We start from the raw sequence: 18,609 nt of genomic DNA, 5'->3' as shown, positions 1-18,609 counted from the left end.
GATTATGAGTGAGTAAGCACTCATTATAGAAATCGAAAGTTCGCCGTCAAGATGATTTTCAATCTTTGACATTCACCGTTGCGGTGCTGCAAAGGCCGTGATTCAATCATGCTTTTTACAACTTAAGGGTAAAGTGTAGTGGCTCGTCCGAAGAGTGAAGACAAAAAATTGGCATTACTGGAAGCTGCAACCACAGCATTTGCACAATCAGGTATTGCGGCGTCTACCGCCGTAATTGCCCGCAATGCAGGTGTTGCGGAGGGAACGTTGTTTCGCTATTTCGCGACCAAAGATGATTTAATCAACGAGCTTTACCTCTTTTTAAAGCACGATCTCTGTCAGTCGATGATGGCAAATCTGGATCGCTCCGTGACCGATGCCAAAACCATGACTCACTATATCTGGAACAGCTACATTAGCTGGGGCCTGAACCATACCTGTGGGCATCGCACGATTCGCCAGTTAGCCGTTAGCGAGAAAATCAGCAAAGAAACAGAACAGCAGGCCGACGATATGTTCCCGGAACTGCGCGATCTTTGTCATCGCTCCGTGCGACCTGAGTTTATGTCTGACGAATATCGCGCCTTCGGCGATGGCCTTTTTCTCTCTTTGGCGGAAACCACCATGGAGTTCGCTGCCCGAGACTCTGCCCGGGCCAAGGAATACATATCGATGGGATTTGAAGCGATGTGGCGCGCGCTAACCCGCGAGGAACAATAATGGACGGCCTGACCCTGCCTACCTGTGCGAAACGCCTTGCGCTCGAACTGCCTTTTACCGAACACTGCTGGCCATTCGGCCCGGAATACGATGTATTCAAGGTTGGCGGTAAAATTTTTATGCTGGTCACGGAGCTTCGCGGACGTCCGCTTATTAACCTGAAATCCGATCCGCAAAAATCACTGTTAAACCAGCAGATCTACCCCAGCATTAAACCCGGCTATCACATGAATAAAAAGCACTGGATCTCGGTCTATCCGGGCGACGACATTACCGAGTCATTACTGGCAGAGCTGGTGAATGATTCCTGGCACCGCGTCGTTGACGGCTTGCCGAAGCGGGATCAAAAACGCCTGCGTCCAGACTGATTTATCGTTAACCCCGATAAGTGTTTTTGCATTTTCCTGTCTTATCTTTTTCCTGCTAACCCTGTACCCTGCTGAAACAAAACGTACCCGCAGGGTATAAAAAACCACCAGGAGTAGTTATGGATATTGTTTCTGTCGCCTTAAAACGTTACTCCACTAAGGCATTCGATCCGACTAAAAAACTGACCGCTGAGCAGGCCGAAAAATTAAAAACGCTGCTGCAGTTTAGCCCATCCAGCACCAACTCTCAGCCATGGCATTTTATCGTTGCCAGTACTGATGAAGGTAAAGCGCGTGTGGCCAAATCCGCAGCCGGCGGCTTTGTGTTCAACGAACGTAAAATGCTGGATGCTTCCCACGTAGTAGTGTTCTGCGCCAAAACGGCGATGGACGACGCGTGGCTGGAGCGCGTGGTGGATCAGGAAGAGAGCGATGGCCGCTTCGCCACCCCTGAAGCTAAAGCTGCAAACCACAAAGGTCGTACCTTCTTTGCTGATATGCATCGCAAAGAACTGAAAGATGACAACCACTGGATGGCAAAACAGGTGTACCTGAACGTTGGTAACTTCCTGCTGGGCGTTGCAGCAATGGGTCTGGATGCAGTGCCGATCGAAGGCTTTGATGCAGCGGTGATGGATGCAGAGTTTGGTCTGAAAGAAAAAGGTTTCACTAGCGTAGTGGTGGTCCCGGTGGGTCATCACAGCGTAGAAGATTTCAACGCCGCGCTGCCGAAATCCCGTCTGCCGCTGGAAACAACGCTGACAGAAGTCTAGTCCCCACATTTGCATAAGCTCCACACAGCGGTCATCATAGACCGCTGTTTATTAAGGAGACGTTATGCAGGAATTGATATCTCAGGTAGAAGAACTCGGCATTGAAATAAATCACACCACTTCGCTGGTGATGATTTTTGGCATTATTTTTATCACCGCCATTATTGTTCACGTTATTTTGCACTGGGTGGTATTACGCGCATTTGAAAAACGCGCCAGCACCAGTTCCCGTCTGTGGTTGCAAATTATCACGCAGAACAAATTATTCCACCGCCTGGCGTTTACGCTGCAAGGTATCATCGTCAATATACAGGCCACACTCTGGCTACAAAAAGGCAGTGAAGCGGCCGATATATTAGTGACTTGCGCACAGCTGTGGATCATGATGTACGCCCTGCTGTCCCTGTTTTCTCTGCTGGACGTTATTCTTAACCTGTCACAAAAGCTCCCAGCCGCATCCCAATTACCCTTAAAAGGTATATTTCAGGGTATCAAACTGATCGCCGCCATCCTGGTCGGGATCCTGATGATTTCCCTGCTGATAGGTCAATCGCCGGCAATACTGATAAGCGGCCTGGGTGCCATGGCAGCCGTGCTAATGCTGGTATTTAAAGACCCGATTCTCGGTCTGGTGGCCGGAATACAGCTCTCGGCCAACGACATGCTTAAGCTTGGCGACTGGCTGGAAATGCCGAAATACGGTGCAGACGGTGCTGTTATCGATATTGGTTTAACCACCGTCAAAGTACGCAACTGGGATAACACCATCACCACGATCCCCACCTGGTCACTGGTATCAGACTCTTTTAAAAACTGGAGCGGAATGTCGGCTTCAGGCGGTCGAAGAATTAAACGCAGCATCAGCATTGATGCCACCAGCATCCATTTTCTTGATGAGGATGAGCGTCAGCGACTGCATAAAGCACACCTGCTGAAACCGTATTTGACCACGCGTCACCAGGAAATCGACGCGTGGAATCAGCAATTAGATGCGCCTGAATCGGTATTGAATCACCGCCAAATGACCAATATTGGCACCTTCCGCGCTTATCTGAACGAATATTTGCGTCATCACCCGCGTATTCGCAAAGATATGACGTTAATGGTGCGCCAGCTTGCGCCAGACGATCACGGATTACCAATCGAAATTTATGCTTTTACCAATACGGTGGTCTGGCTGGAATATGAAAGTATTCAGGCTGATATCTTCGACCATATCTTTGCCGTGGTCGAAGAGTTTGGCCTGCGCATTCATCAGTCGCCTACCGGAAACGATATTCGCGCACTGTCTGGCGCATTTCAGCGATAACGCTCAGGTACTGGCGCGTGAAATATAGCGCCAGTCCATCATCACCCTTTCCGTCTGCGCGTCAGGATTTTCTATTTTATTCAGCAGCAATCCTACCGCTTTGCGGCCTATATCCCGCGAGGGCTGCTCAATGGTCGAAAGCTGAGGGGAAACCATTTCTGCCAGTTCCGTACCGTCGAATCCAACGACGGCGATATCCTGCGGGATCTGTAATCCGGCATCGAAAATAGCTCGCATCGCACCAGCGGCTAACGTGTCCGATACGGCAAACACCGCGTCGGGTTTCACCTCTGCGGCAAGGAATGTTTTCATCGCCGCAATTCCTGCGCTGGAACTTAATTCACTGGCGTATTCCACGGCCTGATATTCAAGCGACAGCGCATGTAGCGCCGCTTTATAGCCGCGTTCGCGTAACCGGGCGTATTTATAACTTAGATCATGGTTGATTAAGGCAATGCGTTGGTAGCCCTTTTCCACCAGGTGAGATATTACCGACTGTGCAGCGTCAACATCGTTAATCCCGACGCAGGAAACCGCACCTTTATCAGCGTATTCCGCACACTGAACCCAGGGCGCGTCGCCAATCAGCGTAGTCAGTTCCGGTAATTTTGAGAATGCATCCATGGTGATAATGCCATCGACGATTTTCCCCGACAGCAACTTCAACGCCGATTTTGAGCGGGCTGTATCCGAGCCGGAATTACACAGCAAAATGCGATAGCCATTCTTCTCCGCCTCCTCTTCAATACCTTTAACAACCTCTGCACAAAAAGGGTTGGCAATGTTGGAAACCATTACCAGAATCATCGAACTACGTGCCGTACGCAACTGACGCGCCAGCAGGTTGGGCTGATAATTGCTTTCTTTAATAGCCTGTAGCACGCGCTCGCGATTTTTGGCTTTGACGGTATCGCTGTGATTCAGCACACGCGATACCGTCGCCACTGACACACCGGCAAGCTGAGCGATTTTTTGAATAGACATAACGACGACACATCCTGCGGTTTACGCTTTGCGTTGAGGCTACCATAAAATCGCCGCCTGGCGAACCGGATGCGTGTTTAGCGCTGTACTGATATCCAACGCTGCTGCTGATGGCTTTTTATAATTGCATCAATGATATACATCACATCCGCGCCATCAGAAAATGACGCAAATCGACGCTCCGCCGTCGCGGGCATTTTGCCTGCCGACACCGCCTGATAAAACTGCTGCATCATATTCTTGAACGCATCCGGCCAGCCCTCAATATGCCCGCCAGGAAAGTGCGCACTGGCAGCAACATCCGCATTCATCAATCCAGGGTCATCCGTCAGGATCTGGTTCGCCTGCTGACGGTGCCCAACCCAAAGCTGTTGCGGCGTTTCCTGATCCCAGTGCAGTGAACACTGGCTACCGTTAATTTCAAAGCTCAGGTGATTCTTGCGCCCTGCACTCACCTGCGAAACGCTAAAGCAGCCTTTGCTGCCATCATCAAAACGTACCAGCACCGATCCACGATCTTCCGTCGTAACCGCTTTATCCTCAAATTGCACATCAGCCATTTGCTGACCAAACGTAGCGTTACTGGCAATGCTGGCTTTACGTACCGGCCAGACGATAGCCAAATCTGCCATCACCTCGACAATACGTTTTCCAGTCACGAATTGCACCGTGTCACACCAGTGTGAACCGATATCCGCTATCGCCCGCGAATTGCCGCTCTGTACAGCATCGACCCGCCAGTTGTAGTCAGTCTCCAGCAGCATCCAGTCCTGCAAATAGCTCCCCTGAACTGCAAACAGACGGCCTACGCTGCCGCTTCTGACCATACTGGCCGCCTGCTGCACCATTGCAAACTGACGATAGACAAAGCTCACGCCGTGCACCACTCCCACCTGCTGTGCCAGCCTTTCCAGTTCACGAGCCTCATCCGGCGTCATACACAGCGGCTTTTCTGAAAACACATGCAGGCCCGCGCGTAAAATCTGCCGATTGATGTCGGCATGCAGATAATTCGGCGTACAGTTATGCACTACCTGCAGTCCGGGATGCGCCAGCAGCGCCTCAACGCTGCCATACGCATGAGGAATATGAAGAGCATCTGCACGTTCCTGGGCAACCGCCAGCGAGCTATCACAGAGCGCCACCACGTTCAGACCGCCGAGTCGACGCAATGCCTCAATATGTGCAGGTCCAATAAATCCGCTACCAATAATGCCAACCTGTATCATTTGCGTACCTCATCGCCAGCGGCGAAATCATCAAATGCGCGTGCAGAAACCGGAATAATATGGCGGCGTATAAAATCACTCCCCTCACGCGCCCCGGTTTGCGCGTCTTTCAGGCAACACTCCCATTCCAGCACCGCCCAGCCAGGGAAATCATATTGTGTGAGCTTGCTGAAGATCGTTTTGAAATCGACCTGCCCGTCCCCCAGGGAACGGAAACGCCCGGCACGATCGAGCCACGGCTGGTAACCGCCATAGGCACCGCTACGGCTACTGGCGTGGTATTCAGCGTCCTTGACGTGAAACGCTTTAATGCGGGAATGGTAAACATCGATAAATCCAAGATAATTCATCTGCTGCAATAACAGATGGCTAGGATCATAGAGAATGTTGCAGCGAGGATGATTATCAACCAGCGCAAGAAAACGCTCAAACGTCACGCCATCGTGCAGATCTTCGCCGGGATGGATCTCAAAGCAAACATCCACCCCATGATGATCAAAGCGATCGAGAATCGGTCTCCAGCGCCGCGCCAGCTCCAGAAATGCCTCTTCAAAACGCTGACGATTATGCGGTGGCCATGGATAAAAGAAAGGCCAGGCGAGCGAACCTGAAAACGTGGCATGCGCAGTCAGCCCCAGTCTTTGCGAAGCCGCAGCGGCCTGGTGTAAGGTTTCGATGGCCCACGCCTGTCTGGCCTGCGGATTAGCGCGTACAGATGGCGGAGCAAATCCGTCAAAAGCGTCATCATAAGCCGGATGGACTGCAACCAGTTGACCTTCAAGATGGGTCGATAATTCGCTAATCACTAACCCATGCCCGGCCAGCATCCCGCGAATATCATCACAATAGGCCTGACTTACAGCAGCTTGTTCGACATCAAACAGCGACTTGTGATTACACGGGATTTGTAATGCCTTATAGCCCAGCTCCGCTGCCCATTTTGCCACGCCTTCCAGGGTGTTAAATGGCGGGCGTTCCCCGATAAATTGCGCCAGAAAAATGCCAGGCCCTTTGATGGTTTTCATAACCCCTCCTAAAAATTACGCCTGCTCTTTATCGTCATACTTGAAAGAGAAAAGGAAAATCACGGCAATGACTGCGGCAGCTACTGCCGGGATCCACCAGAATGTGGTCCATGCCTGAGGCACGGTTTGCCCCGCCACCAGCCGGTTGTAAAGTGCGCCTGAAATTTGCGAGCCCAGCAGCATCCCGATCCCATAGGTAAACATGACGATCATGCTTTGCGCCTGACCTTTTACTTTTTCCCCGGCGATACGATCGGTGTAAATAAAGCCGACCACGAAGAAGAAGTCGTAACACACGCCGTGCAGCAGAATGCCGAGATACAGCAGGAATCTGCCCTCTTCGCTGATGCCGAGGGCAAAGAAGGCATAACGCACGAACCAGGCGCACATCCCGATTAACAGCATGTATTTCACGCCCAGGCGTCTGAACAGGAAAGGGATTACCAGCATGAAGAAAATTTCAGACATCTGACCAAATGACATCGCCGTACTGACGTCGCCAACGCCCGCATCAGCAAGAAACGACGCGGTATATGCGTAATAGGTTCCCAACGGCACAGAGATGAGCGTCGCGCAGAGTGAGAAAACAAAAAAGTGACGAACCTTGAGTAAGGCGAAAGCATCCGCACAAAACAGATCGCGAACTTTTACCGGCAGTCCTTTCGCCGGTGCTGGTGTGTTGGGCAGCGTCAGGCTGTAGAGTGCCAGAATCACAGAGATAATCGCCGCCAGCGTAAAGATGCCGGTGGTGTCTGAAATTCCGGTTACACCGATAAAGATCCCCGCAACAATCCAGCCAATGGTGCCAAACACCCGCACCACCGGGAAGGTTTTGTCCTTATCCGACAGGCTATGAAAAGCAATGTTGTTAGTAAGCGCCAGAGTTGGCATATAGCACAACGTGTAGCCAAACAGCAGACCAATCAACAGCGCGCCGTTTTGCGCCACCAATGCCTGCGGAACAAACCACAGGATTGCCGCACCAGCAAGGTGCATCACTGCCATCACCTTTTGCGAGGCAAAGAAGCGATCTACCAGCATCCCTAAGACGAACGGCGACAGAATAGAAGCAATGGGCCCGGCTGAAAACGCATCCCCAATCAACAGTGACATGTTGTGCTGGCTCATCACCAGCCCCAGCGTGACGGACCAACTTCCCCAGATAAAGAACTGTAAGAACATCATTAGCGACAGCCGGGGCACCAGCAGCCGGTACTGTACGCTCTGTTTTCCACTACTTTCGGTTGTTGACACCATTTTTGCCCCACCCTTAAAAAGTAATCGATTACAAATAGACTCAATAGAAAAGTAATCGATTACAAAATAAAGATCCTGTCAGCAAAAGCAAAATTGCGAGAACGGTCACGATAAACGTTGAGGGAGGATCCGATCCCATCCTGACGATGGGATCGGTAGCAACAAGATAGGTAGAAACTTAGCGGGACTTACGACGCAGCAGTTTGAAGGCCACAAACAAGAAAATGATCCACACTGGCAGCAGGATAGCTGACAGGCGCATCTCATCCATCGTACACATCAGCACCAGGATCATGCCAAGGAAAGCAATACACAGGTAGTTCCCTGCTGGATACAGCAGCGCTTTAAACTGCGTGTCACGTCCCTTGCGACGCATCGCCGCCCGGAATCGCAGATGTGCCAGGCAGATCATAATCCAGTTCAGCAGCAGCGTCGCCACCACCAGCGCCATCAGCAGGCTAAAGGCCTTTTGCGGCAGCACATAGTTGATCAGTACCACCAGCGACGTAATAGCACCGGAAAGGATCAGTGAATTCACCGGTACGCCGCGACGGCTGACGCGGGTTAAGAACTTCGGCGCGTTCCCCTGAACCGAGAGACCAAATAGCATACGACTGTTAGAGTAGACGCCACTGTTATACACCGACAGCGAAGCCACCAGGATGACAAAGTTCAGCGCAGAAGCCACCACGTTGCTATCAAGATTATGGAATATCATCACAAACGGGCTGCTGTTAGATTTCACTTCCACCCACGGGTATAGCGCCAACAGCACCACCAGAGAACCGATGTAAAACAGCAGAATACGGTACACCACCTGGTTTACCGCCTTTGGAATGCTTTTCTGCGGATCCTGCGCTTCCGCGGCGGTAATCCCGATAAGCTCCAGCCCGCCAAAGGAGAACATAATCACTGCCAGCGACAGAATTAATCCGTTCCAGCCGGTAGCAAAAAAGCCGTTGTAACGCCACAGGTTATCGATGCTTGCATGTTCCCCGCCGTTACCGGAAAACAGCATCCACACGCCAAAACCTATCATGCCGATAATGGCCAGCACTTTAATCAGTGCGAACCAGAATTCCGTTTCGCCATACAGACGTACGTTGACCAGATTGACGGCGTTGATGATCACGAAGAATGCCGCGGCCCAAATCCAGGTCGGGACATCGGGCAGCCAGTACTGCATATAGATCCCGGCCGCTGTCAGTTCCGCCATACCGACCAGCACAAACATCACCCAGTAGTTCCAACCGGACAGAAAACCCGCGAACGGTCCCCAGTATTTATAGGCAAAGTGGGCAAAGGATCCGGAAACGGGTTCTTCCACTACCATTTCGCCCAGTTGACGCATGATCAAAAAAGCGATGATCCCGGCCACACCGTAACCCAGTAACACCGCAGGTCCCGCCATCTGAATAGCCGGGCCAATGCCCAAAAACAGGCCCGTACCAATTGCACCGCCCAGTGCAATTAACTGAATATGGCGGTTTTGCAACCCTCGTTGAAGCGTCGGCTCATTTGTTGACGCGGCATCAGACACGCTGGTGTCAGATGCAGTTGACGCGTTTTTCACGCCCTTCCCCTGTGTCGTTTTTATTGAAGGGGCTTCTTTTAACATTTCAACCTGGTTGTCGCAAGGCGCAATAAGGACCTGCCGTGCCTGTAGCATTGCGTTTGTTCATAATTACGGTGAATTATTCTGGACGAAAAGGCATGACAGGCCACAGAATGCGCTTTACTGTTTTTCTAACATTTTCAAACGGGTGAACCTGTTGTACTTCAGCCACTCGTTTTTGAGTCAGGCCAGGCAACGACTGTCATGAATAAGATCATCAAACGACTGGAAATCGTCAAAAGCGCTATTGAACTGGAAGATGAGGAGATTATTTTCCAGCAGGTGGCGCATCTTAAAAATGAGCCGTTATCCGTCGTGCCAGGCACCATTGTGCAGGCGATCGAAGAACGACGCTTTAGTGATGCCCTGCGTGAAATCTCGGCCTGGCTGCAATCTCAACGGGCAGTCTCTACGTGGCAGGATCCAGCCATTGCCGCCAGTAAGCTGGAACTCAAAGCGCTCGAAACACAGCTGCGTGACCTGATCGATAAGCGCAACACGCGCATTCAAATCCTCGATGATTTCAACGATCTGTATCACCTTCGTCTTGGACCGCTGATGAGCCGCATTCTCGAACTGCGTAAACAGCTCGCCGCCAGCGCCCAGCGCAAACAGGAAGCGGAGCGAAAACGCCGGGAAAAAGACTATCAATCCTGCCAGCACTATATTTCCCAGGCTGTTGATCAACTGGCAAGGCTCAAGCAGCACTGGATGAACCAGAATTCAGATTCGCGCGAATCGGTGGAAACACGCCAACGTATTCAGCAACAAACGGAACTGATTACCGCCCTTCTGGCGGAGATTCGTGAGTTGGAAAACGACTTTTCTCGCCAGGACGACAGCGCAACCCGTCAGGCACAGGAAGAGGCCAGCCATGAATATGATGAATATCAGGAGCAGCAGCAGGATGCGCAGCATCGTTTTAGTCGTGACCAGCGGCTTTCCTCTGATGAACGTAATGAGCTAAAACGCCTGTGGCGTCAGGCCAGCCGTCTTTGCCACCCGGATGTGGTAGCCGATGATCTGAAAGAGAAAGCGCATCAGATGATGGTGCAGCTTAACCAGGCACGCCAAAATGCCGATCTTGCCGCCGTCCGGGCGCTACTAACTCAATTGCAAAGCGGCCTCGAACCGATGATGGCGAGTGACCGATTGAACGATTTGCAGCATTTACGCAGCAAAATACAACAGCTCAGAGAACACATTAACGCGCTGCTGAAAGAGATTACCGAACTGGAAGCGGAGAACGCCTGGCGGCTTGCCACCTCCGTGACAGATAAAGAGGCCTACTTCTCCGATCAACAACGGGCGCTTACGGAAATCCGCAATACGCTGGAACAACAGGTGCAACAGGTTGAGCAGGAGCTGTTGGCGGGCTAAGCGCTATCGCTAGCGCATTAAGACAAAATGACACCTGCAAGCCAGATTTCAACATTAGGCACAAAAAGACCAAAAAAGGATAAAGCACTAATAAATTGCTTTAACGTAGAAATATAATCTGGAATGATCCTATTTTTAGCCGATAGGTGTAAATTCGGCAATATTTCCCTCTTCTCCTGACCTTCCACCTCCTACGTCCTGGCCAGGATTAAGAATTCTCCTACCCTCAATTAATCCCATGAAGAAAAATGAGTATCTTATTGAAATTAAAGCCATTACATATAAATACCTTTCTTTAACCCTAGGAATACCCTGCCTTTATACAAACCTCCTTCTTATTATTATCCCGATCCATAAGCGAAATCTATCAATCATTTACTCAGAGCTGAAATAAACGATTTATCTTAAATTTTAACAAAGTGTAATATCCACTTTAAGGATAGTTAATGATTCTAATTAATACAGAGAATTTCTGTTTGATCTGGAATTAATAAGGATACGTTCACAGCACAGAACGTTATACGAGATTTAATTAACATTTCACGCGTCGCAAGAAACTCTTTTTTAACCTAAAAAAAGAGGCGACTGCTTGCACCAAAATTTCAAGGAGATCGTTATGTCAAAAGCTATTTTTTTGGGTGACTCAATTTACCCTTGGCTAGGCATGCGAGAAATCCTACGTGGCTCATCATTATTTATTGATATCACGTACTACTCCTCCCAGACACTTTCTGCTGTCAAAATGCTCCCTTATGAAACGGATTGCATCATCATTAATCCTGACAAATCAGATTTTTTAAAATATGCCAGGATTATCCGCAACATGGCTTTACGACCTGTCACCAAAATTATTGTTTTGGCAGATGAAGCTACCTTTGCCATTTTTCAAACCGTTTGCGGGAAGAACATGCAATTTCTCGATCAAGACACCAGCCTTGATCAGCTATTACAGACCGTCACACGTATCACGCAAAACAAAAAACAACAAAGTATCAAAGAACTACACACAAAAATTACAGCTAACGAATTTAACGTAATGATGATGCTTGCACGAGGATGGTCACTGACACAAATCGCCGGGGCATCACAAAAAAGTGAAAAAACCATCGGGGCGTACAAAAGCAATATTGCCAGAAAACTCGGCAAAAATAACACCCGGCTCAAGTACACCATTTCCCACTATTGCCAGCCGTAACTGACTTATTTAAGGACAATTATCACGGTTATTATTTAAATAGGTTTTCTTTCGACTCGCTTTTTTAATTCCGCATCGCACGGAAGGGAACCCTATTTCCAAAATCCATTACCGGGTAGCACATCCGCGTGCCAACCATAGCCAACAACTCAACGTATTAACACGGTAATGACTCCAACTTATTGATAATGTTTTATGTTCAGATAATGCCCGATGACTTTGTCATGCAGCTCCACCGATTTTGAGAACGACAGCGACTTCCGTCCCAGCCGTGCCAGGTGCTGCCTCAGATTCAGGTTATGCCGCTCAATTCGCTGCGTATATCGCTTGCTGATTACGTGCAGCTTTCCCTTCAGGCGGGATTCATACAGCGGCCAGCCATCCGTCATCCATATCACCACGTCAAAGGGTGACAGCAGGCTCATAAGACGCCCCAGCGTCGCCATAGTGCGTTCACCGAATACGTGCGCAACAACCGTCTTCCGGAGCCTGTCATACGCGTAAAACAGCCAGCGCTGGCGCGATTTAGCCCCGACGTATCCCCACTGTTCGTCCATTTCCGCGCAGACGATGACGTCACTGCCCGGCTGTATGCGCGAGGTTACCGACTGCGGCCTGAGTTTTTTAAATGGCGGAAAATCGTGTTGAGGCCAACGCCCATAATGCGGGCGGTTGCCCGGCATCCAACGCCATTCATGGCCATATCAATGATTTTCTGGTGCGTACCGGGTTGAGAAGCGGTGTAAGTGAACTGCAGTTGCCATGTTTTACGGCAGTGAGAGCAGAGATAGCGCTGATGTCCGGCGGTGCTTTTGCCGTTACGCACCACCCCGTCAGTAGCTGAACAGGAGGGACAGCTGATAGAAACAGAAGCCACTGGAGCACCTCAAAAACACCATCATACACTAAATCAGTAAGTTGGCAGCATCACCCAGGTCGCAATGGCTCATGAAATGATGAATAACAGTGATGCCTCTGCACATCAACAAATGGCGCAGGCACATGCCTCGCAGGCAAATAATTCATCGTCAACACCAACCAATTCGCAATCATTTTCACAAATGAATGAACATGAAAAAGCAATGGTTGTTCACCAATCAGTAAATAACGGCCATTCATTTGCCCATGAGATACAGGCCGAGCAGCACCGCGCACAGATCTCCACTCAAGGGTAAAGACGAACTGTATTGACGACAATATCCATAAATACGCTAAGTTTGAATATTGTGGACTACTCTCCCCGTGCAGGCCTGTTTATATACAAGCCTGCATCCTTGTTCATCGTTAATGTCAACATTAATAATTCATTAAATCTTCCATTAAAAAGTAAAAACCTTTTAACTCTTTATTCAGATTGTATAAAAATCGTAAATCAACTACTTATTATGTTGCGTATCACAACATTTATCACCTCACCCTAATTATAAATTAGGATTCCCCCTGGTATGCGTCGTTAATATTTAATGGGAGACTGCCATCGTCGTAAAAATGACAGCCAAAAAGTTCGTGTCCCTATAAATAAACTTAATGATGATAGTGAGTGAAAAATGAATAAACGTCTGCTGACCCTCCTGGTCCTTGGTCTGACAACGGCCACAACGGCATATGCAATTACCCCGGCAATGCAGAAAAAATATGAACGTTCAGGTTGTACGCAAATGAGCGAACTCAATGGTTGTGATGTGAACAAATCCTATCAGTGGAACCACGATCATGGCTTTATCGAGAGCGATAACAGCCAGCAAAATCGTCATCATCGCCATGGTGAAGAGCAGCAAAATACCACAGGCCGGGATAACCACGATAATGCGGGTATTGATGGCAAATTCAGCGGAAATTACGTGGCCAAATTTGCCAATGGTCAACGCAGCGTTGATATTCACGTCGAAGATTCCGGCGTTTACGTCAATGGTAAGGAAGTGCGTGACGTAAATACCTATAAGGATACGATGACCTTCCGCGTCGGTTATGCCACTTACACCATTAAAACAAATGGTCGCGGTAGCTGGAATGACAGCGATGCAGGAAACGCTGGCAAAATTGTGCGTGAATAACAGATACCGCTAAAGAGCGCTGCGATCACAGCACCCTCAACAGCCATGCATTACAGTATGCCGTTTTAATACTGGAGTCAGACATGGCTTTGACCCTCACGGTGCTGCTTGAAAACCGACGTGCTGCTGGCGCTGGAAAAACATTACTGGCAAAGCCTGGATTAAGTCTGTTAGTTCAGGATGAAACGACCACAATATTGTTTGATACCGGGCCGGATGGCAGCTTCATGCATAACGCTGCACAAATGGGCGTGGACCTGACGCACTTAACCGCCGTGGTGTTGTCGCACGGCCATTACGATCACTGCGGCGGCGTGCCGTGGCTTGCGGATAACAGCCGTATCATTTGTCATCCCCAAATAGCCTGTGAACGATACGCCTCAGTTACGGTTGCGGGAACACCACGAAAAATTAAAAAACTCTCGCATGATAACAACTACTCTCGATTCATCATGGAATACACCCGCGAGCCGCTGGCTATCAGCGATCGCTTTTTGTGGTCCGGGGAAATTAGCGTTCCCACGCCACAATCCTATGGTGTGATTAGCGAGAAAACACTCCAACCAGATTACATCAGTGACGAAGGCGTGTTGATCTATAAATCTGAACGCGGGTTAGTCATCATTACTGGTTGCGGGCATCGGGGAATAGAGAACATCGTACGCCATTGCCAGAAAATCACAGGGGTTAACCAAATTTATGCCCTGGTCGGTGGGTTTCATTTACGTGCTGCCTCCCCCGCTAAGCTATGGCGGACCCGACAATTTATTAAGCAACAACAACCCGAAAAACTACTCGGCTGTCATTGCACTGGTTCATGGGGTCGATTGTGGCTACCGGGAACTGACGCACCGGCAACGGGAGATGTGATTGAACTGGCTGAGTAACAACAGTAAAACGTTGCCCAAACAGTAATAAAAAACGGGAGCCTTACGGCCCCCGTTTATCAGCCATCATCATTACATGGTGACAATTGCTGGCTCATCAAAGACGGTGAGTTTTGGCGCTTCACCGGTGAATTTTTCTGCATATACAAGGCTGGTATTCCCCGCACAGCCATTCGCCAGCCGTGAGGTTGGGATATCCGCCGTCAGCACGTTCGCACCGCCATTTTTACAGATACCGTTTTCAATATCCGGCCATGCGCCTTCATGGATACAGATAATTCCCGGTTTGATACCGTCGCTGACGTGCGCCCCCACCAGAACCTGTCCACGAGCATTCCATACACGAACCAGATCGCCCTCGACAATCCCTCTGGCTTTCGCGTCATCCGGATGAATCGTCACCGGTTCACGATTGGCAATCGCGTATTCTTTACGTAGCGACGCGTAGTTCAGCTGGCTATGCAGACGATGTGCCGGGTGCGCCGTCAGTAGCTGCAGCTGATCTTTATCCGCAGTTCCTTTCCATTCATCCGGTTCAATCCAGGACGCATGCGGCGGACAGTCTTTATACTGATAGCCTTCAATCGTTTTCGAGTAGATTTCTATCTTGCCGCTCGGCGTTCCCAGCGCATTCATCACCGGATCGCTGCGGAAATCCGCGTAGCGCACATATTTGTTATTCTTTTCATTCTCACGCATTTCGATCAGTTTATTCTGCTGCCAGAACGCGTTGAACTGAGGCATGGCGACACGCTGGGCGCGGGCGGCTTTTTGCGCGACGTCATAGAACTGCTTCAGCCACGCCATTTCGTCTTTGCCTTCGGTGTAGACCGCCTTACCACCCGGCTTGAGCATCTCAGCCAGATCGGCAAATACGTCAAAATCACTACGCGCTTCAAACTGCGGCGCGATGACCTGCTTCATAGGCACCAGATGCTGGTTACTGTAATCACCGGTCATGGTCAGATCATTACGCTCAAACGAGGTGGTGATTGGCAGAACGATATCGGCGTGTTTGGCCGCTGCGGTCCAGTAACACTCAGAGATGACAACCAGTTCAGGCTTCTGCCAGGCTTTGATTAAGCGGTTGGTATCCTGATGATGGGTAAAGTTAGCGCCACCCGCCCACCAGATCATTTTGATATCCGGGAAGGTTTGCTCTTTACCGTTATGCTGATATTTGCCGCCTGGGTTTTCCAGCGCCTCGACAATTCGCGCTACCGGCAGGCTGGTCACCGCATCGGAAACCGCCCAGTCGTTGCCCGCAGATGATCCCCCCTCAATTTTGGCGGAAATTGCTGGCAATACCCCACCGGTGCGTGTTGGGTTACCGCCGTTAGAATAGTGATAAGAGAACCCGAAACCACCGCCTTCGGTACCAATTTGCCCCAGCATCGCCGCCAGAGTCACCAGCATCCAGTGTTTTTGCTCACCGTATTGCTGACGCTGAATCCCCCAGCCTGCCATGAGCATGGTTTTGTTGCTGGAGAAAATTTCCGCCAGCTTTTCCAGTTGCTCAGCAGGCACGCCACACACGCCAGATGCCCACTCGGCGGTTTTCTCAATTTTGTCGCTCTTGCCGAGCAGGTACTCTTCAAACTGCGGATATCCAGTGGTGTATTTTTCCAGGAAGGCTTTGTCGTGAAGATTTTTCTTCACCAGCGTGTGGGCGATCCCTAACATCATCGCCACATCGGTCCCCATATGTGGCGCAATCCAGGTCGCATTATCACCAAAGAACTCGATGGTTTCAGAACGCATCGGATCGATGGCGATGACGCTTTTCCCTGATTTTTTCAGCAGATTAAAGTATTCAATCCCCTGTTCATCCGTGCTGCTCCAGGCAATTTTGAGGGTATTGAGCGGGTTCATCCCCCACAGCACCACGACCTGACTGTGCTCTAGCACCATCGGCCAGGTGGTTTGCTGCTCATAGACTTCGACCGATCCCACAACGTAAGGCATGATCACCTGCGCTGCCCCGGTTGAATAATCTCCGGTATGACCGGCGTAGCCACCGGCCATGCTCATATAGCGTTGCAGTAGGGTTTGCGCCTTATGCAGAACACCGCTAGAGCGCCAGCCATAGGAACCGGCAAATATTGAGGACGGGCCATAGCTGCTACGGATCCGGCTATGCTGCTCGTGAATGAGCTTCAGCGCTTGTTCCCAACTCACGCGCACGAAAGGATCGTTACCACGTTTACCATCCGCTTTACCCGGGTTTTCCAGATAGCTTTTGCGCACCATCGGATACTTAACGCGGATATTGGTATGAACCTGATCCGGCGCGGTTTGCTGTAATGAGTTCGGCACCGTTTTCGGCAACGCACCTTTTGAGGAAACCACTTTGCCGTCTTTGACTTCCACGTATACCGCACCCCAACGTGCTGCCGTCAGGATTGCCCCACCATTCTGGCCTTCGGCCCAGGCCGGCATTGGGATCACCGAAGAAATCGCCATTGTCCCGGTTGCCGCGCCAGCCGTCTTGATAAAGTCACGTCTTGTGAGTTTCATGATTTCTCCTGATTTATCGCTTATTTGTTCATGTCTTTCGCGTTGTACTGGAAGTAACGGCTCAGGATATCCAGTTCGTTTTCACTGATATTGGTACGAGCACCCATCCCTTTTGCCACAGAAGGCCAGGCGTTGAGCGTGAAATGATTCGCCGGAATTGGCGCATGACAACCCGCGCAGTACACATTGTCGAGTTTGCGTGCGTAATCCCACATGGGTTCGCGGCTGGCGAGAGCGGAACCGCTCCATTCGCCCTGCAGCACGACATCTCGCCACGCATTGCCGTAGTCATCTTTTTTCCAGTCGGAGAGGATCTTCAGCGACTGCTGACCTTTTTCACTCAGGCTGGCAAGAATCAAACGCTGCCCTGCTGCGTAGTAAATAACCTGTTCACTTCCTTGCATCTGGCTACCGCGAATCTCGACCAGTCGTGCGTTGTCCGTTGTTTTCAGAACCTGCATTTTTGTTGCCGGGTAAACGGTTCCCAGATCGCCAAGCGCGGTATTGCTTACGGCATAAAGCTCAGTTGCCGAGGCTGGAGTAGAGGCTGACTGCGCTTCAAGCCCTTTAAGCGCACTGTCATCCATTTTTATTTCAGGTGGGAAATGGGCGACGCCTTTATGGCAATCAATACAGGTTTGCTTTTCCGCGATGCCCATTTTGTGCATCTTCTGGGCATCCGCGCTTTGTGCAGCAAGATCCATTGCGTCCATACTGTGGCAGCTACGGCAGGTCGCAGAATCACTCGCCTTGAGCTGTGCCCAGACGGTTTGCGCCATCTCCAGACGATGTTCTTCAAATTTTTCCGGGGTATCGATTTTTTTGGTTATGAACTGGTGATAAACATCTTTTGAGGCCCGCAGCTTAGCCACCAGATAATCCAGCCCGCCCTCCGGGATATGACAGTCCGCGCACTCTGCACGAATGCCTTTCTGATTCTGGAAGTGAACCGAGCCGGTATATTCCTCGTAAGGTGCCTGCATCGTATGGCACGACAAACAAAATTCCGTGCTCGAGGTTTTGTGCAATGTCCATTGCCCTGCCAAAACAATAACTGCACCAAGAACAATGCACAGCAGCATCGTCCATATGATAGTTTTATTTATTTTTCTCATCTTATATTTCCATCAGACGAATACCCTTTTAGAGGTAGACAATAAATATACTAAAGCAGCTACTTATTGATATTCATCAAGCGAAGAGAGAAATAAGAATCAGCCAATAGGTAAGTTTGAAGGGGCTCGCATAATTAATGAGAACGAAATGTAAATATCAAATTTCGTTTAAAATTAGAAT

The 18,609-nt window shown here is 50.0% G+C and carries 16 protein-coding genes and 1 pseudogene; 9 read left to right on the top strand and 8 right to left on the bottom strand.

Annotation, left to right across the window (positions count from 1 at the left end; all coding sequences use genetic code 11):
* Positions 1 to 138 precede the first annotated feature (138 nt).
* The 4 genes from WN16_RS10125 (at position 139) to WN16_RS10110 (ending at position 3,170) form a co-directional block, all read left to right on the top strand.
* Complete coding sequence (locus tag WN16_RS10125; protein WP_003835677.1) at positions 139 to 720, top strand: TetR/AcrR family transcriptional regulator; 582 nt, start codon at positions 139 to 141, stop codon at positions 718 to 720.
* The gene (locus tag WN16_RS10120; protein ID WP_016149755.1) at positions 720 to 1,088 is read left to right on the top strand and encodes an MmcQ/YjbR family DNA-binding protein; all 369 of its coding nucleotides are present in this window, start codon (positions 720 to 722) and stop codon (positions 1,086 to 1,088) included. Before WN16_RS10125 ends, WN16_RS10120 begins: the two co-directional genes overlap by 1 nt.
* A 119-nt stretch (positions 1,089 to 1,207) precedes the next feature.
* Entirely contained in the window at positions 1,208 to 1,861 is a 654-nt protein-coding gene (gene nfsB, locus WN16_RS10115; RefSeq protein WP_003021982.1) for an oxygen-insensitive NAD(P)H nitroreductase, read from the top strand.
* Positions 1,862 to 1,925: 64 nt separating this feature from the next.
* Positions 1,926 to 3,170, top strand: a complete 1,245-nt coding sequence (locus WN16_RS10110; protein ID WP_003835682.1) for a mechanosensitive ion channel family protein — start codon at positions 1,926 to 1,928, stop codon at positions 3,168 to 3,170.
* Between the two features lie 3 nt (positions 3,171 to 3,173).
* Here WN16_RS10110 and WN16_RS10105 read toward each other — a convergent pair whose 3' ends face one another.
* The 5 genes from WN16_RS10105 to pheP form a co-directional block, all read right to left on the bottom strand.
* Positions 3,174 to 4,154: a LacI family DNA-binding transcriptional regulator gene (locus WN16_RS10105; RefSeq protein ID WP_003835685.1), complete on the bottom strand. Its 981-nt coding sequence runs from the start codon at positions 4,152 to 4,154 to the stop codon at positions 3,174 to 3,176.
* A gap of 77 nt (positions 4,155 to 4,231) precedes the next feature.
* Entirely contained in the window at positions 4,232 to 5,383 is a 1,152-nt protein-coding gene (locus tag WN16_RS10100; RefSeq protein ID WP_044699482.1) for a Gfo/Idh/MocA family oxidoreductase, read from the bottom strand.
* Positions 5,380 to 6,408: a sugar phosphate isomerase/epimerase family protein gene (locus tag WN16_RS10095; protein WP_044699481.1), complete on the bottom strand. Its 1,029-nt coding sequence runs from the start codon at positions 6,406 to 6,408 to the stop codon at positions 5,380 to 5,382. The genes WN16_RS10100 and WN16_RS10095 overlap by 4 nt, the downstream gene beginning before the upstream one ends.
* Before the next feature lie 15 nt (positions 6,409 to 6,423).
* Positions 6,424 to 7,665, bottom strand: coding sequence for an MFS transporter (locus tag WN16_RS10090; RefSeq protein ID WP_003835691.1), 1,242 nt, complete (start codon positions 7,663 to 7,665; stop codon positions 6,424 to 6,426).
* Between the two features lie 178 nt (positions 7,666 to 7,843).
* A complete protein-coding gene (gene pheP / locus WN16_RS10085; protein ID WP_003021979.1) occupies positions 7,844 to 9,238 on the bottom strand; it encodes a phenylalanine transporter in 1,395 nt (464 codons plus the stop codon).
* 246 nt (positions 9,239 to 9,484) lie between these two features.
* On the opposite strand from pheP, the gene WN16_RS10080 reads away from it, so the two are divergent.
* On the top strand, positions 9,485 to 10,660 hold the full coding sequence (locus tag WN16_RS10080; protein ID WP_003021972.1) for a DnaJ family molecular chaperone: 1,176 nt from the start codon (positions 9,485 to 9,487) through the stop codon (positions 10,658 to 10,660).
* 616 nt (positions 10,661 to 11,276) lie between these two features.
* Positions 11,277 to 11,855, top strand: coding sequence for a LuxR C-terminal-related transcriptional regulator (locus tag WN16_RS10075; RefSeq protein WP_044699477.1), 579 nt, complete (start codon positions 11,277 to 11,279; stop codon positions 11,853 to 11,855).
* Between the two features lie 179 nt (positions 11,856 to 12,034).
* On the opposite strand, the gene WN16_RS10070 is transcribed toward WN16_RS10075, so the two are convergent.
* Positions 12,035 to 12,732 (bottom strand): IS1-like element IS1B family transposase gene (locus WN16_RS10070; RefSeq protein ID WP_095033700.1). Its coding sequence is split into 2 segments (ribosomal slippage): positions 12,035 to 12,483 and positions 12,483 to 12,732, totalling 699 coding nucleotides; the frame shifts between segments, so codons are not numbered across the junction.
* Between the two features lie 61 nt (positions 12,733 to 12,793).
* Between WN16_RS10070 and WN16_RS10065 the strand changes: the two are divergent.
* The 3 genes and pseudogenes from WN16_RS10065 to WN16_RS10055 all read left to right on the top strand — a co-directional run.
* Positions 12,794 to 13,030: pseudogene (locus WN16_RS10065) on the top strand (copper-binding protein); the annotation flags it as partial.
* 372 nt (positions 13,031 to 13,402) lie between these two features.
* Positions 13,403 to 13,909 carry a hypothetical protein gene (locus WN16_RS10060; RefSeq protein WP_016149744.1) on the top strand — a complete coding sequence of 169 codons (507 nt, stop codon included), beginning with the start codon at positions 13,403 to 13,405 and terminating at the stop codon, positions 13,907 to 13,909.
* An 83-nt stretch (positions 13,910 to 13,992) separates the two neighbouring features.
* On the top strand, positions 13,993 to 14,796 hold the full coding sequence (locus WN16_RS10055; protein WP_016149743.1) for an MBL fold metallo-hydrolase: 804 nt from the start codon (positions 13,993 to 13,995) through the stop codon (positions 14,794 to 14,796).
* Between the two features lie 72 nt (positions 14,797 to 14,868).
* Here WN16_RS10055 and WN16_RS10050 read toward each other — a convergent pair whose 3' ends face one another.
* Positions 14,869 to 17,313: a trimethylamine-N-oxide reductase 2 gene (locus tag WN16_RS10050; RefSeq protein WP_003021928.1), complete on the bottom strand. Its 2,445-nt coding sequence runs from the start codon at positions 17,311 to 17,313 to the stop codon at positions 14,869 to 14,871.
* A 20-nt stretch (positions 17,314 to 17,333) separates the two neighbouring features.
* Positions 17,334 to 18,428, bottom strand: coding sequence for a NapC/NirT family cytochrome c (locus WN16_RS10045; RefSeq protein WP_003835730.1), 1,095 nt, complete (start codon positions 18,426 to 18,428; stop codon positions 17,334 to 17,336).
* Positions 18,429 to 18,609 lie beyond the last annotated feature (181 nt).

It is taken from the genome of Citrobacter sp. ABFQG (assembly GCF_004322975.1).
Taxonomy (GTDB): domain Bacteria; phylum Pseudomonadota; class Gammaproteobacteria; order Enterobacterales; family Enterobacteriaceae; genus Citrobacter; species Citrobacter freundii.
The sequence above is the reverse complement of the archived record's forward strand: the minus strand, read 5'-3'. Positions and strand labels throughout refer to the sequence as shown.

Coding starts and splice junctions, on each gene's coding strand:
- WN16_RS10120 (WP_016149755.1), top strand. CDS start 720: ATGGACGGCCTGACCCTGCCTACCTGTGCGAAACGCCTTGCGCTCGAA.
- nfsB (WP_003021982.1), top strand. CDS start 1,208: ATGGATATTGTTTCTGTCGCCTTAAAACGTTACTCCACTAAGGCATTC.
- WN16_RS10110 (WP_003835682.1), top strand. CDS start 1,926: ATGCAGGAATTGATATCTCAGGTAGAAGAACTCGGCATTGAAATAAAT.
- WN16_RS10105 (WP_003835685.1), bottom strand. CDS start 4,154: ATGTCTATTCAAAAAATCGCTCAGCTTGCCGGTGTGTCAGTGGCGACG.
- WN16_RS10100 (WP_044699482.1), bottom strand. CDS start 5,383: ATGATACAGGTTGGCATTATTGGTAGCGGATTTATTGGACCTGCACAT.
- WN16_RS10095 (WP_044699481.1), bottom strand. CDS start 6,408: ATGAAAACCATCAAAGGGCCTGGCATTTTTCTGGCGCAATTTATCGGG.
- WN16_RS10090 (WP_003835691.1), bottom strand. CDS start 7,665: ATGGTGTCAACAACCGAAAGTAGTGGAAAACAGAGCGTACAGTACCGG.
- WN16_RS10080 (WP_003021972.1), top strand. CDS start 9,485: ATGAATAAGATCATCAAACGACTGGAAATCGTCAAAAGCGCTATTGAA.
- WN16_RS10075 (WP_044699477.1), top strand. CDS start 11,277: ATGTCAAAAGCTATTTTTTTGGGTGACTCAATTTACCCTTGGCTAGGC.
- WN16_RS10060 (WP_016149744.1), top strand. CDS start 13,403: ATGAATAAACGTCTGCTGACCCTCCTGGTCCTTGGTCTGACAACGGCC.
- WN16_RS10055 (WP_016149743.1), top strand. CDS start 13,993: ATGGCTTTGACCCTCACGGTGCTGCTTGAAAACCGACGTGCTGCTGGC.
- WN16_RS10050 (WP_003021928.1), bottom strand. CDS start 17,313: ATGAAACTCACAAGACGTGACTTTATCAAGACGGCTGGCGCGGCAACC.
- WN16_RS10045 (WP_003835730.1), bottom strand. CDS start 18,428: ATGAGAAAAATAAATAAAACTATCATATGGACGATGCTGCTGTGCATT.